General features: G+C 61.1%; 10 protein-coding genes. 8 read left to right on the plus strand and 2 right to left on the minus strand.

The window, feature by feature from the left end; all coding sequences use genetic code 11:
• Nucleotides 1-153: 153 nt before the first annotated feature.
• Nucleotides 154-1,545, plus strand: a complete 1,392-nt coding sequence (locus tag NAV33_RS07710) for a class II fumarate hydratase (RefSeq protein WP_255978582.1) — start codon at nt 154-156, stop codon at nt 1,543-1,545.
• A 160-nt stretch (nt 1,546-1,705) separates the two neighbouring features.
• On the opposite strand, the gene NAV33_RS07715 is transcribed toward NAV33_RS07710, so the two are convergent.
• Nucleotides 1,706-2,890: a thiolase family protein gene (locus tag NAV33_RS07715; protein WP_255978585.1), complete on the minus strand. Its 1,185-nt coding sequence runs from the start codon at nt 2,888-2,890 to the stop codon at nt 1,706-1,708.
• Nucleotides 2,891-3,237: 347 nt separating this feature from the next.
• On the opposite strand from NAV33_RS07715, the gene mnmC reads away from it, so the two are divergent.
• On the plus strand, nt 3,238-5,211 hold the full coding sequence (gene mnmC, locus NAV33_RS07720) for a bifunctional tRNA (5-methylaminomethyl-2-thiouridine)(34)-methyltransferase MnmD/FAD-dependent 5-carboxymethylaminomethyl-2-thiouridine(34) oxidoreductase MnmC (RefSeq protein ID WP_255978588.1): 1,974 nt from the start codon (nt 3,238-3,240) through the stop codon (nt 5,209-5,211).
• A gap of 60 nt (nt 5,212-5,271) precedes the next feature.
• Here mnmC and NAV33_RS07725 read toward each other — a convergent pair whose 3' ends face one another.
• Nucleotides 5,272-5,511 (minus strand): DUF1127 domain-containing protein, encoded by a 240-nt coding sequence (locus tag NAV33_RS07725; protein WP_255978591.1) that lies wholly within the window; start codon nt 5,509-5,511, stop codon nt 5,272-5,274.
• 95 nt (nt 5,512-5,606) lie between these two features.
• Between NAV33_RS07725 and NAV33_RS07730 the strand changes: the two genes are divergently transcribed.
• The 6 genes from NAV33_RS07730 to NAV33_RS07755 all read left to right on the plus strand — a co-directional run bounded on the left by NAV33_RS07730 (nt 5,607) and on the right by NAV33_RS07755 (nt 14,994).
• Complete coding sequence (locus tag NAV33_RS07730; RefSeq protein ID WP_255978594.1) at nt 5,607-6,461, plus strand: LysR substrate-binding domain-containing protein; 855 nt, start codon at nt 5,607-5,609, stop codon at nt 6,459-6,461.
• A 385-nt stretch (nt 6,462-6,846) separates the two neighbouring features.
• Nucleotides 6,847-8,619 (plus strand): N-acetylglutaminylglutamine amidotransferase, encoded by a 1,773-nt coding sequence (locus NAV33_RS07735; protein ID WP_255978596.1) that lies wholly within the window; start codon nt 6,847-6,849, stop codon nt 8,617-8,619.
• A gap of 82 nt (nt 8,620-8,701) precedes the next feature.
• Nucleotides 8,702-10,444 (plus strand): N-acetylglutaminylglutamine synthetase, encoded by a 1,743-nt coding sequence (ngg, locus tag NAV33_RS07740; protein WP_255978598.1) that lies wholly within the window; start codon nt 8,702-8,704, stop codon nt 10,442-10,444.
• 120 nt (nt 10,445-10,564) lie between these two features.
• A complete protein-coding gene (locus NAV33_RS07745; RefSeq protein ID WP_255978600.1) occupies nt 10,565-11,764 on the plus strand; it encodes an osmoprotectant NAGGN system M42 family peptidase in 1,200 nt (399 codons plus the stop codon).
• A 224-nt stretch (nt 11,765-11,988) separates the two neighbouring features.
• Nucleotides 11,989-14,754 carry a hybrid sensor histidine kinase/response regulator gene (locus NAV33_RS07750; RefSeq protein WP_255978602.1) on the plus strand — a complete coding sequence of 922 codons (2,766 nt, stop codon included), beginning with the start codon at nt 11,989-11,991 and terminating at the stop codon, nt 14,752-14,754.
• A 9-nt stretch (nt 14,755-14,763) separates the two neighbouring features.
• Nucleotides 14,764-14,994, plus strand: a complete 231-nt coding sequence (locus NAV33_RS07755) for a YheU family protein (RefSeq protein WP_255978604.1) — start codon at nt 14,764-14,766, stop codon at nt 14,992-14,994.
• The last annotated feature ends 16 nt before the right edge of the window (nt 14,995-15,010 follow it).

The following is a 15,010-nucleotide window of genomic DNA, read 5'->3' on the forward strand; positions in this document are numbered from 1 at the left end:
TGCATTGGATAATCCTTGTCGAATGATAGGTGAGCCTCAATGGACACATTCTGCGCGCGGAGTTCCAATCGCTCAAGGAACAGCAGGCCGGCAGATTGAACCAGTATCGTCAGCCGGCGACCTAACAGGGAGACCTCATCGATGGAGCACGGCATGACACGTACCGAAACCGATAGCCTGGGCCCAGTGGAAGTACCAGAGCAGGCCTACTGGGGCGCGCAGACCCAACGCTCGCTGAGCAACTTCGCCATTGGCGATCAACGCATGCCGCTCGCCGTTTGCCACGCGCTGGCGCTGATCAAGAAAGCCGCCGCCCGGGTCAACGACCGCATCGGCGATCTGCCTCCAGACATTGCCCGTCTAATCGAACAAGCCGCCGACGAGATCCTTCATGGCCAACATGACGACCAGTTTCCGCTGGTGGTCTGGCAGACCGGCAGCGGCACCCAGAGCAACATGAACGTCAACGAAGTGATTGCAGGGCGGGCCAACGAGCTGGCCGGTGGCACTCGCGGCGGCAAGAACCCGGTGCACCCCAACGATCACGTCAACCGCGCGCAGAGTTCCAACGACTGCTTTCCAACAGCCATGCACATTGCCATCGCGCGAGCGATCCACGACGACCTGCTGCCGGCGATTGCCGAGCTGTCCGGTGGTGTCGCCGAGCAAGCCGCGCGGCACGGGCAACTGGTCAAAACCGGGCGGACGCACATGATGGACGCCACGCCAGTGACCTTCGGCCAGGAGCTATCAGCATTCGTCGCACAACTCGACATCGCCGAACAGGCGATCCGTCATGCCCTGCCCGCGGTCTTTGAACTGGCGCAGGGCGGCACCGCGGTCGGTACCGGCCTCAACGCGCCGCACGGCTTTGCCGAAGCGATTGCCGCCGAGCTCGCCGCACTGTCCGGCCTGCCCTTCGTCTCCGCGCCAAACAAATTCGCGGCGCTGTCAGGGCATGAACCGCTGGTCGCCCTCTCCGGCGCACTGAAAACCCTGGCCACGGCGCTGATGAAAATTGCCAACGACCTGCGTCTGCTGGGCTCGGGGCCACGTGGCGGCTTCGCCGAAGTACGGCTACCGGCCAATGAGCCAGGCAGTTCGATCATGCCGGGCAAGGTCAATCCGACCCAATGCGAGGCGCTGTCGATGCTAGCCTGCCAGGTGATGGGTAACGACGTGACGATCGGTTTCGCCGCCAGTCAGGGGCATCTGCAGCTCAACGTATTCAAACCGGTGATCGTGCACAACATGCTGCAATCGATCCGGCTGCTGGCCGATGGCTGCCGTAATTTCAATACGCACTGCATCGTCGGCATGGAGCCGGACGCCGCGCGCATGGCCGAGCATCTGGAACGTGGGTTGATGCTGGTGACCGCGCTGAATCCGCATATCGGTTATGACAAAGCTGCGGAGATTGCCAAGAAGGCCTACGCCGAAAACCGTACCTTGCGTGAAGCGGCGCTGGAGCTTGGCTACCTCACCGATGAAGAGTTCGACCAGTGGGTGCGGCCGGAAACCATGCTGGAATCCAGCCGCAGCTAAGTAGACGGTGGGCTGAAGCGGAACGCCGCCCGGCCCACCTTACGGCGCCGTAGTTTTGTAGGGTGGGCTTCAGCCCACCAATACGCCACCGTCCAGCACGAACGACGGCTCAACTACGCACATCCACTTGAAGCTTGCATCTTGCGACTTCCCGCTGCCTTCAACGCACCGCCTCAAACAACCCCGAGGCGCCCATGCCGCCGCCAACGCACATGGTCACCACGCCGTAACGCAGATTGCGGCGCTGCAACTCACGGATGAGGTGGCCGGCGGTGCGCGAGCCGGTCATGCCGAACGGGTGGCCGATGGAAATCGAACCGCCGTTGACATTGAATTTCTCGTTGTCGATTTCCAGCGTGTCGCGGCAATAAAGACACTGCGAGGCGAAGGCCTCGTTGAGTTCCCACAGGTCGATGTCGCTGACCTGTAATCCCTTGGCCTTGAGCAGACGCGGCACCGAGAACACCGGGCCGATGCCCATTTCTTCCGGCTCGCAACCGGCCACGGTGAAGCCACGGAAGAAGGCGCGCGGCTTGAGGCCCAGTTCGATGGCCTTGTCCAGGCTCATCACCAGCGTCATGGAGGCGCCGTCGGAAAGTTGCGAGGCGTTGCCAGCGGTCACCGAACCGTCGTCAGCAAACACCGGCTTGAGGCCCGAAAGGCTTTCCAGAGTTGTGTCGGGACGGTTGCAATCGTCACGGTCGACCACGCCCTCGTGCTCGGTGCGCTCGCCGGTGGCCTTGTCTTCGGTGAAGTAACGGACGTTCATCGGCACAATTTCGTCCTGGAACAGCCCTTCGGCCTGCGCGCGCGCGGTGCGCTGCTGGCTCTGCAGCGAGTAGATGTCCTGCTGCTCGCGGGTCACGTTGTAGCGACGCGCGACCATTTCGGCGGTCTGGCCCATGCTGTGATATAGGCCTGGTACCCGCTCTTGCAAAACAGGATTGAACAGATTGTCTGTGTTCTTGCTCTTGGCCGTCAGGGTGATGGATTCAACCCCACCGGCGACGATGACATCACTGCAGCCGGAGGCGATCTGATTCGCCGCAATAGCGATCGCTTGCAGGCCGGACGAGCAGAAGCGATTGAGCGTCATGCCCGCGCACTGAATACCGAGATTCGACAGCACCGCCACGTTGCGGCCGATGTTGTAACCCTGCGCACCTTCGTTGGAGCCGGCCCCGACGATGCAATCCTCGACCAACCGGGGATCCAGATCGTTGCGCGACAGCAGCGCGTTGACGCAATGGGCCGCCATGTCATCAGGGCGGGTCATGTTGAACTTGCCGCGGAAGGACTTGGCCAGGCCGGTCCGTACGCTGTCGACGATCACTACTTCACGCATGGCATACCTCGAATTGTTGGGCAGACCGCAACGCCACCGCGCTCGCTACTCAGCGATCTGCCTGTTGGTGATGGCCTGAGCATAGTTCCAGCTATTCGCCAAAGGCGACGACCATTCAGCGGGGATATGGTCAACCATCGCTCCGTCATTTTTCTCCGATGGCAGCCGCCAGCGCATCGTTGAGGGCGCAAGCGTTTGTCGTTGGCCTCAACCAACGCCCAAGGGGCGATCTTGGTGCTGGTCCGGTCGACCATGCTAAACCTAGCAGGCATGCTGATGGACAAAGCTTGCCCGCGGCAGGTTTCGCGCGGCTGTTAGAATCGCGACTTTTCGTTCGGATGCGCACGATGCCCGCCCACTCCACCACCGGTTTCCAGCATGCCGAGCTTGAATGGGACGCGAACGGTCAGCCGCAATCGCGTCAGTACGGTGACGTGTACTTTTCCCGCACCTCGGGCATTGCAGAAACCCATCACGTCTTCCTGCAACCGAACGCACTTTCCGAGCGCTTCACGGCTCTGGCGGCGGGAGCGCGATTGGTCATCGGCGAGACGGGATTCGGCACCGGGTTGAATTTTCTCTGCGCCTGGCAGCTGTTCGAACGTACCGCGCCGCCAGACGCCGCACTGCATTTCGTCAGCGTCGAAAAGCATCCGCTGAAGCGCGAAGATCTGCAGCGCGCTCTAGCGCTATGGCCCGAACTGCAAGACCAGGCACAGCAGTTGCTCAAGCAGTACGTCGCGGTAAATCCTGGCTTCCAGCAATTTCGTTTCGGACGCGTGGTGCTGACGCTACTCGTAGGCGATGCACTCGACTGTCTTAGCAGCCTGGACGCGCAAATCGATGCCTGGTTCCTAGATGGCTTCGCCCCGGCGAAGAACCCGGAGATGTGGCAACCGGAGCTATTCGCTCAACTGGCGCGGCTGTCCGCACTCGCAGCGACGCTGGCCACTTTCAGCAGCGCCGGAGACGTGCGCCGCGGGCTTAAGGAGGTCGGGTTCGTCGTCAAGCGTATCCCCGGCTTCGGCCATAAATGGGAAAGTCTGCAAGGACGATTTGCCGGCGAACCGATTCAATCTGCCAAGCCTTGGTATGCCCGTCCCACCTTCAAGCCGGCGCAGCGCAAGGCTCTAGTGATTGGCGCCGGCCTCGCCGGCTGCGCCAGTGCCGCGAGTCTGGCGGCGCGCGGCTGGCACGTAACGGTGCTGGAGCGGCACGGCGATGTTGCCCAAGAGGCTTCCGGAAATGCCCAGGGCGTGCTTTATCTGAAACTATCGGCGCACGGCACGGCGCTTTCGCAACTGGTGATCAGCGGCTTCGGTTATACCCGCCGACTGCTGAGCAACCTGCAACAAGGTCGCGACTGGGACGCCTGCGGCGTACTGCAAATTGCATTTGACTACAAAGAGGCCGCGCGCCAGGAAGAGGTAGCCAGTGCCTTTCCTCCCAGTTTGCTGCATACGGTGGATCGCACTCAGGCCGAGCAGTTGGCTGGTGTCGCCCTGGCCGAAGGAGGCCTGTTCTACCCCGACGCCGGCTGGGTGCATCCGCCGGCGCTGTGCCGGTGGATGGTTGAGCATCCCGGCATAGAACTGATTCGGCACAAACAGACCGTCGAGTTGCGCCGCGATGGTGACAACTGGCTGGCATTGGATGGCGACGAGGTTCTGGGCGAAGCGCCCGTGGTGATTCTGGCAGGCGCAGCGGATGCTTCGCGCTTCAGTCAAAGCGCCTGGCTGCCACTCAAACGCATTCGCGGCCAGATCACGGGGCTTTCTGCTACCGAACAAAGCGCCGCGTTGCGCACCGTAGTGTGCGCCAAGGGCTATGTCGCGCCGGCGCGCGACGGCCTGCATACGCTTGGCGCGAGCTTTAATTTTGCCACTAACGACCCGGCGCCTAGCGAAGCAGAACACCGCTCCAACTTAGACATGCTCGAGGAAATTTCGGCTGATCTGTATCAACGCTTGCGAGCCGATACGCGACCGACTGACGACCTGCACGGCCGCGTCGCCTTCCGCTGCACCAGCCCGGACTATCTACCGATCGTCGGACCGCTGGCCGAAGCCGCACAATTTGCCAGGGATTACGCGGCGTTGGGCAAAGACGCGCGTCAAGTGCCCGACACGCCCTGCCCTTGGCTCGATGGGCTTTACGTCAATACAGCTCATGGCTCGCGCGGTGTGATTACCACGCCGCTTGCCGGCGAGCTGCTGGCCGCCTGGCTCGACGGCGAACCGCTGCCGCTGCCGCGGGCTATCGCCGAGGCCTGCCACCCGAATCGATTCCTGCTGCGCAAGGTCATCCGCCGAACCAATTGAGCCGACGTTACTGCCCACCACGAACCGCGGTCCGGGTGGGCAGCGACAGCTCGGCAAATATCAGCCGCGGCGCAATGGATCATCCCAGAACGGGCGGTTCGATTCCGTTTCGATATCGGCTCGGCTCAGACCGATATCCTTGAGCATGCCGTCACTCAGCGAGGCAAGCTGCTGCCTCTGGCGATATAGGGCCTGCCAGCGACGTACCTGTTGCCAGGACGCGTGCAAAAGTGTGGCAAGCGAGACGCCATCGGCGTAACGCAGGTGGCGAACTTTCAAAACCTCAGCATGGCTTTTCATCTGATGCACCTCCTTCTGGATGGCGCCAGTTTCCTGCTGAGTTTAAGATCAATCCAACGAATGTTTCTGATGGCATACATCTCGGAGATTGATCAATGGCCAACTATCCTAGTATCGATGCCGAACTGCTGCGCAGCTTCGTTGCCATTGCCGATTACGGCGGTTTCACCCGCGCGGCCGATGCCGTCAATCGCACGCAGTCCGCGATCAGTATGCAGATGAAGCGTTTGGAAGAAGATGTGCTGCAGCGGGCCGTGTTCGAGCGTGACGGTCGTCAGGTTCGCCTCACGGCAGAGGGGCAAATACTGCTCGGATATGCGCGACGGATTCTCAAGCTGCACGGCGAAGTGCTCACCACGCTGCGCGAGCCGCATATGGTCGGCTCGGTGCGCATTGGCACGCCGGACGACTACGTGATGCGGTTTCTGCCCGGGATTCTTTCGCGCTTCGCCCAGGCCTATCCGCTGGTACAAGTGGAGGTGCACTGCGAGCCGTCCTACCAACTGCTCCAACGCCGCGATCTGGATTTGACCATCGTCACTCGTGAACCAGGCACGGAGATCGGCCAATTGCTGCGTCGTGAGCGCTTCGTCTGGGCCGAAGCTCCGGGTTTCAATACCCATGAGCAACGGCCGATGCCGCTGGCGATGTTCAATACCACCTGCTTTTGCCGAGCCTGGGCATGCAATGCTCTGGACGGCCTGGATATTTCTTATCGAGTTGCCTATACGAGCCCGAGCCTGTCGGCGCTGATGGCAGTGGTCAATGCGGGGCTGGCGGTGACCGCGCAACTGCAAAGCCTGGTGTCGTCGGATATGCGCCAATTGGGCGAAGCCGAGGGAATGCCGGAGCTGCCGCTGAGCAGCATCGTCCTGCTACGCAGCGAACATAACCAATCGCAGGTGAGCGAAACCCTGGCCGAGCATATCGTCGAAGGGTTTCGTATCTAGGCCTAGTGCGATGGGCTGAGGCTCACCCTATTTGGCTGCGGCATCACCTGTAGGGTGGGCCGGGCGGCGCTCCGCTTTAGCCCACCACGCCGGCTGTCATTTGCCGGACTGATCGTTGCGGCTTGGTGGGCTGAAGCCCACCCTACGAACTGAAGCCCACCCTACCCTGAGCGCCGCCCGGCCCACCCTAGGAGCGATCTGGTTTGACCTGAGCGCGCTTGTCTGTTTTGGTGTAAAGCCCGACTGACACCGCAGGACGCGATCCGCGCGGCGCGGATCGCACCGGCGAGCAGCGCTCCAGAGCGGCGCACGCTGGTCCGAAAACCTGAACTTCGCAATCCGCGCGTCAGTCACACTCCCCAACGGCAATACCGGTAAGGATCTTATGTGTGGCATAGCTGGAGAACTTCGTTTCGATAACCGTCCCGCTGATTTAGCGGCGATTGAACGCATCACCCAACACCTCACCGCCCGCGGTCCCGATGCGAGCGGGTTCCATAGCGCCGGCCCAATGGCCATGGGGCATCGGCGGCTGAAAATCATGGATCTTTGCGAGGCCTCCGGCCAACCAATGATCGATTCGGCGCTGGGCCTTTCGATGGTCTTCAACGGCGCCATCTACAACTACCCCGAACTGCGCGCCGAGCTCGAGGCGCTGGGCTACAGCTTCTTCTCAGGTGGCGACACCGAAGTTTTGCTCAAGGGTTTTCATGCCTGGGGGGAAGCTCTGCTGCCCCGGCTGAATGGCATGTTCGCCTTCGTCATCTGGCAGCGCGACGTGCAGGAGCTATTCATTGCGCGTGATCGCCTGGGTATCAAGCCGCTGTATCTGTCGCGAAACGGCGAGCGCCTGCGCTTCGCCTCGACATTGCCCGCACTGCTCAAGGGCGGCGATATTGCTGGCGTGCTGAACCCCGTGGCGCTCAATCACTACATGAGCTTCCATGCCGTGGTGCCAGCACCGGACACATTGATCGCTGGCATTGAAAAATTGCCGCCGGGCACCTTCATGCGCGTCGACGCCAATGGTAAGGCCAGCCAACACCGCTGGTGGACACTGAAGTTCGGCGCTTCAGAAGAAGAACAGCAGTACAGCTTCGAGGACTGGCAGGAACGTACCTTGACGACGTTGCGCGAGTCCGTGGCGCTTCGTCAGCGGGCAGCGGTCGACGTCGGCGTGCTGCTATCGGGCGGCGTCGATTCCAGCCTGCTGGTCGGCCTGCTGCGTGAAGCCGGGGCGGCGGATAATCTGCTGACCTTCTCAATTGGCTTCGAGGATGCCGGGGGTGAACGCGGTGACGAGTTCAAATATTCCGACCTGATCGCCGAGCATTACCAGACGCGCCACCACCAGCTGCGCATTCAAGAGAAGGAAATTCTCGAGCAGTTGCCGGCCGCATTCCGCGCCATGAGCGAGCCGATGGTCAGCCATGACTGTATTGCTTTCTACCTGCTGTCCCGCGAAGTTTCGAAGCACTGCAAAGTGGTGCAGAGCGGTCAGGGTGCCGACGAGCTGTTCGCCGGCTATCACTGGTATCCGCAGGTCGACGGTGCCGAGGATCCGGTCGCGGCCTATCTAGCGGCGTTCCGCGATCGCAGCTATGAGGAATACACCGAGACCATGCAGCAGCAGTGGGCCAAGGGTGATTTCTCCGGCGACTTCGTTCGCCAGCACTTCGCCCAACCGGGGGCCGACGCGTCGGTCGACAAAGCCCTGCGGATCGATAGCACGGTGATGTTGGTGGATGACCCGGTCAAGCGCGTCGACAACATGACCATGGCCTGGGGCCTGGAAGCGCGGGTGCCGTTCCTCGACCACAACGTGGCTGAGCTCTCTGCGCGCATTCCGGCCAAGTACAAACTGCCCGACGGTGGCAAGTACGTGCTCAAGGAAGCGGCACGCAAGGTAATACCCGCGGAAGTGATCGATCGGCCGAAAGGGTACTTCCCGGTGCCGGGGCTCAAACATTTGCAGGGCGACACCCTGAATTGGGTACGCGAACTGCTGACAGACCCGAGCCAGGATCGTGGTTTGTACAACCCAGCGATGCTCGACAAGCTGCTCAACGATCCAGAGGGTCAGCTGACGCCGTTGCGCGGCTCGAAACTGTGGCAGTTGGCGGCAGTCAACCTATGGTTGAGCGAACAAGGCCTATAAGAACCTGATGGCGCGGTTCCGTGCGCAGGCTGGCATTCCGCCTGCCATCCGCCGCGCCATGAAAAGCCCCAAGGAAAGCACCATGCAGAAGTCCCAAGCTTACGGACAGCGATTGTTGCGCGGCCAGACACCGACTTACGAACGGCTGCAGGCGCGCCTCGCCGAGGACGGGCAGGAAGAGTCCCGAGGTCCGGTAACGCTGCATTGTGGGTGGGGCCGGATTCTGGTCGGCCACACCTATTCTGATCCAGCCGATCTGGCCGCCGACCTGCTCGACGAGCAGGCTGGTGAGCGCGATATCGCCCTTTATGTCGCCGCCCCTCACCAAGTGCTTGCGTATGCACCGCAACAGCTATTTCTCGATCCGTCCGATACCTTGCGTATCTGGTTCACCGACTACCGTCCGGCGCACCGCAGCTTTCGCGGCTTCGGCATTCGCCGAGCGCAGAGCGAGGCGGACTGGAAAGCGATCAATTGCCTGTACCAGTCACGCGGCATGTTACCGGTCAATCCGGAGCTGTGCACACCACGCGATGAAGGCGGGCCGGTCTACTGGCTGGCCGAGGATGACGACGCGGGACAGATCATCGGCAGCGTCATGGGCGTCAACCATCACAAGGCTTTCAACGATCCCGAGAACGGCTCCAGCTTATGGTGTCTGGCGGTGGCACCGAGCTGTACCCGCCCCGGTGTCGGCGAAGCGCTGGTCCGCCATTTGATCGAGCAGTACATGGGTCGTGGTCTGGCCTATCTCGACTTGTCGGTACTGCACGACAACAAGCAGGCCAAGGCGCTCTACGCCAAGCTCGGTTTCCGCGATCTACAAACGTTCACGGTCAAGCGAAAGAACACCATCAACCAGTCGCTGTTTCTCGGCCCAGGCCCGGAAGCGGAACTGAATCCCTACGCCAAAATCATCGTCGACGAGGCTCGGCGACGCGGCATCGAGATCACTATCGACGATGCCGAGGCCGGTCTGTTCACGCTTACCCAAGGCGGTCGCCGTGTGCGCTGCCGTGAGTCGTTGTCGGATTTGACTTCGGCCGTAAGCATGACCCTGTGCCAGGATAAATGCCTGACCCACCGCACCCTTGCGCGCGCCGGCCTCAAGCTACCCGCCCAGCAACTGGCGGGACCCGCCGAAGATAACGAGGCGTTTCTTGCGAAGCATGGCAGCGTGGTGGTCAAACCGGTCGATGGCGAACAGGGCCATGGCGTATCGGTGGATTTGCGTAGCATCGAAGACGTCGAACAGGCCATTACCCGCGCACGGCAGTTCGACCAGCGTGTCTTGATCGAAAGCTACCATCCCGGGCTCGATCTGCGCATCGTGGTGATCGGCTATGAAGTCGTCGCCGCTGCTATCCGTCGCCCGGCTGAAGTCGCCGGTGACGGCAATCACAGCATTCGCCAATTGATCGAAACCCAAAGCCGTCGGCGCCAGGCCGCCACTAGCGGCGAGAGCCGAATTCCGATGGATGAAGAAACCCAGCGCTGCATCGAAGATGCCGGCTTCGATTACGACAGTATTCTGCCGCGCGGCCAGCATCTGGCGGTTAGACGTACCGCTAATCTGCATACCGGCGGGACGCTCGATGACGTGACCGATCAATTGCATCCGGAGCTGATCGACGCGGCCGTCCGCGCAGCCCGTGCGCTGGATATTCCGGTGGTCGGGCTGGACCTTCTTGTGCCTGCGGCAGACCAGCCGGAGTACGTGTTCATCGAGGCTAACGAGCGCGTCGGCCTCGCCAACCATCATCCGCAACCCACCGCGGAGCGCTTCATCGACCTGCTGTTCCCGCTAAGCCATAACACCAATTAGGCAGAACGCATCACGGAGGCGGCCCTGCGTCGCCTCATGTTGCGCCAGCCCGCTTGCGGCATCACAGCTCGCATTCATTGAACGCACGGCGGCAGCCATCACCTGTCCCAAGGAGTGACCATGTCTGCAAAGCTCCCCGAACCCGATCTCAACTATCTGCAACGCGTGCTGCTGGAAACGCTCGCGATCCCCAGCCCCACCGGCTTCACCGATACCATCGTTCGTTACGTTGCCGAGCGCCTGAAAGAACTGGGCATTCCTTTCGAACTCACCCGCCGCGGTACCATTCGAGCCACGTTGAAAGGGCGCCAAGACAGCCCGGATCGCGCGATCGCAGCACACTTGGACACCATCGGCGCCAGCGTGCGCGAAATTCATGAAACGGGTCGTCTTGGACTGTCACCGGTCGGTTGCTGGTCGAGCCGCTTTGCCGAAGGCAGCCGTGTCAGCGTCTTTACCGATACCGGCGTAATTCGCGGCAGCGTGTTACCGCTGCTCGCCTCGGGGCACGCATTCAATACGGCAGTCGACGAGATGCCAATCAGCTGGGACCACGTTGAACTGCGTCTGGATGCCTATACCAAATGCCGCGCCGATACGGTTGCATTAGGGATCAATGTCGGTGATGTCGTCGCCTTCGACCCCATGCCGGAATTCACCGATAGCGGCTATATCAGCGCGCGCCACCTGGATGACAAAGCCGGCGTTGCCGCGCTGTTGGCCGCACTGAAAGCCGTAGTCGAGAGCGGCCATGAGCTACCGATCGACTGCCACCCATTGTTCACCATTACCGAAGAGACCGGCTCCGGCGCGGCGGGCGCGCTGCCATGGGATGTCAGCGAATTCGTCGGCATCGATATCGCACCGACCGCTAAAGGCCAGGAATCCAGCGAGCATGCGGTCACGGTCGCGATGCAGGACTCCGGTGGCCCCTACGATTTCCATCTGTCGCGACATCTGATCAAGCTGGCCGATAATCACGAGATACCGGTGCGCCGCGACCTGTTCCGCTACTACCACAGCGACGCGCAATCGGCGATCGCCGCCGGCCACGATATTCGCACTGCATTATTGGCGTTCGGCTGCGATGCCACTCATGGCTATGAGCGGACTCACATCGACAGCCTCGCGGCAATGAGCCGCCTGGTTTGCGCCTACCTGCTCAGCCCTCCGGTGTTTGCCAGCGATGCTCACGCAGGCAAGGGTTCACTCGAGAGCTTCAGCCACCAACTCGAACACGAGACGCAGATGGAAAATGACACCCGTGTGCCGCCAGTCGATTCGATTCTTCATAAGCAGGCCGACGATTCGACCAGTTGAGCTTTGAGTTTCATGATGTGCCGCCAAGTTGACGCATTTGCCGATTGCGAGGCGGCTTCGATCAAGGCAAAGTCGCAAGTATCTGAAATCTATGGATTGCCTGGCCACGCTAGGCATCAGGCGAACCTGGCTTGCCATTTCGCGTAACTGAAAACCGCGCATCGTCCGTGATTAGCGCTGTTCCGCTTGATCCGCCTGCGACTTTGCACGATCCGGGTTCTAACATGCTGCCGCGTCTTTGCCTGGCCATTTTCCTGTACTGCTTTTCCACGCAAGTTTGGGCGTTCGACCCCGTACCGGTGAAGTCGGAGGATTTTCGCCAATCGCTTGGCAACTGGACCTATTTCCTCCGCGATCCTGCCGCCGAGCTGAGCGTTGCGGAGGTGTTCGGTCTGCCGGAAAAGACCTTCGAGCCGGTCACCGGCGTGCATGCCAACAAAGGCAAGAACAACGCCGTCTGGTGGTTTCGAGTAGACCTGGATAATCAGCTGAGCAAACCCGTCGGCGGCTTTATCGAAATCAACTATCCGCTGCTGGACCAGATCGAGCTGTACCTACAGCACCCAGACGGCCGTCTCATCCGGCAGCAAGCCGGCGACAGCCATCCATTCGATGAACGCGCGGTCAAGGTGAGCAATTTCTGGTTTCCCGTCGACCTGGAACCCGGCACCTCGACGCTCCTATTGCGGGTGAAGAGCACCAGCACTCTGTATGTCCCGTTGTACTTCAGCAGCTACGGGGCGAACGCTGCCGCCATGGAAGACTCGATGGGTCTCGCGGGTGCCTTCTACGGCGTCCTCTTCGCGATGTTCTGTTACAACCTGTTCCTGTTCCTGTCGCTTCGTGAACCGGCTTATTTCTGGTATCTGATCTACAACCTCAATGTCGGGCTATTCGCGCTCAGCTTTGACGGCATGCTCGTCAAGTGGCTCACCGATGTCGGCGGCGTGGTGGCTGTGGGCATCTATGCGCTGATGCTGAGCCACTGCCTGGTCTCTATACAGTTCAGCCGCCACTTCCTGCACACCCGCGAATATTTTCCACGCCTTGATTTCGCGCTGCGTGTGGCGCTGCTGACATCTTTCGGCGCCTTGCTGTCCGGGCTGGTCCTGGAGCTGCAGGTTTGGAGCATTCTGGCCAGCGTCATGGTAATCAGCACCTCCATCGGGCTATTGCTGACGGGCGCTTTCGTCTGGCGGCGCGGCGTTCGTTACGGGCTCTATTACACACTGGCATGGGGCGTACTGCTGGCAACCTTCGCCATCGTCACGGCCGGCTCCCTGGGCGTCAATCTGCTTGGCTTGTATGGCGCTTCGATCGTGAAGATTGGTATCGCCTTCGAGCTGATCACTCTGTCCATCGGCCTTGCCGACCGTATCAACCTGCTCAAGGAAGAAGGCTTTCGATCGCGCCAGGCAGCCGAGCGGGCGGAAAGTGAAAATCAGGCAAAAAGCCGCTTCCTGGCGAAGATGAGTCACGAGATCCGCACACCGCTCAACGGCGTTCTGGGCATGCTGCAACTGCTGCGCGAAACACCGCTGGATCGCAATCAACGCTTTTACCTCGACACCATTTCCAGCTCCAGCTCCTCACTGATGTCGGTCATCAACGACATCCTCGACTACGCACGAATCGGTGCCGGCAAGCTGGTGTTGGAAGATATCGAGTTCGATCTCGAAGCGCTGGTTTCCGAGGCGGTCAGCCTGTTCACAGCCCAGGCACTGGAAAAGCAACTCAGATTGCATGTCAGCTTTGCGGCGGGCGTGCCGCGGCGGGTACGTGGCGATCCGACCCGGCTCAAGCAGGTCGTGCTGAACCTGCTGAGCAACGCGCTGAAGTTCACCGAGAACGGCGGCGTCATGCTGGAGATCAATCGCCAAGGGCCGGCCGATGCACGACGTCTGGTGTTCTCCATTATCGATAGCGGCATCGGCATGCGTGCCGAGGTGCTCGCTCAGCTGTTCGTATCCTTCGCTCAGGGCGATTCCAGCACCACGCGGCGCTATGGTGGCAGCGGTCTCGGGCTGGTGATCAGCAAGGAACTGGTGGAAATGATGGGCGGACAAATCGACGTGCAGAGCACGGCTGGTCAAGGCAGCCGCTTCAGCTTCGATATTCCGCTGCGCGGTGCGGGCGGCAACCATGACCCGCTCACGGCGCTGCTCGAAGGTCGCACCGCCGTGATCGCCTCTCAGGATGTCCACGCGCTGGATGCCATGAGCAATTTGCTGACACGCTGGGGCATGCGGGTCGTGCGCTGCGAAGAGCCGCAACGACTGCCGCACTACCTCGACGACCACGCCACAGCTCCGCTGCTAGTCGTCATGGCGCCATGGCGCGGCAAGCCGCAGGACTGGCTGACCGCGCTGAGCAACCAGCTCGAACCGAACCAACGCGTGATGCTTCTCTATCCACCGCAGAGCGAGTATCCGGTGTTGGCGCCGACCTTGCGCCTGGCCAGCCTGCCGTTGCCATTGCTGCTCGGCCCGCTGCGCGATGCGCTGCATCGGCTCTATCAACCCCCGCGCACTGCACAATCCGATTCGATTGCGTTCGAAGGCAACGAGATGGCGTCCTGCCCAAGAATCCTTACCGCCGAGGACAACCCGGTCAGCCAGATGGTGGTTTCGAGCTTGCTGCGCAAGCGAGGCTATGACGTCGTGGTCGCAGAAAACGGTCGTCAGGCCGTCGCGGCCTACAGTGAGAATCCTGCAGCCGTTCAGCTGATCCTGATGGACTGCGAAATGCCGGAGCTCGACGGTTTCGAGGCTAGCCGACAGATTCGCCGCCTCGAAGCTGAGCAGGGGCTCATGCCAGTGCCGATCGTCGCTCTCACCGCGCATGTCCTGGAAGATCACCGCCAGCAAGGTAGCGATGCAGGGATGAATGAGTTCATCGGCAAGCCCCTGGATAGCGAGCAGCTGTATGCTTGCCTGGATCGTTTTCTCGGCGCTCCGATCACTGAACCCGACTTGCGCCATCCCACCTGATGTGAATTCATGCTCATTCCTCACGACCAGCTCGAACCCGACACACTCACCCGTCTCATCGAAGACTTCGTTACGCGCGACGGCACCGACAACGGTGACGAGACGCCGCTGGAGACTCGTGTCGAACGGGTACGCCAGGCGTTGAGCAAGGGTACAGCCGTGATCGTCTTCGATGCGGATTACCAGCAATGTCAACTGGCGCTCAGGCGCGACGTGCCGAAGGAGTGGCTCGAAGACTAAGTCTCTGAAAACCGAG

This window comes from Stutzerimonas stutzeri (assembly GCF_024448715.1).
Taxonomy (GTDB): Bacteria; Pseudomonadota; Gammaproteobacteria; order Pseudomonadales; family Pseudomonadaceae; genus Stutzerimonas; species Stutzerimonas stutzeri_AR.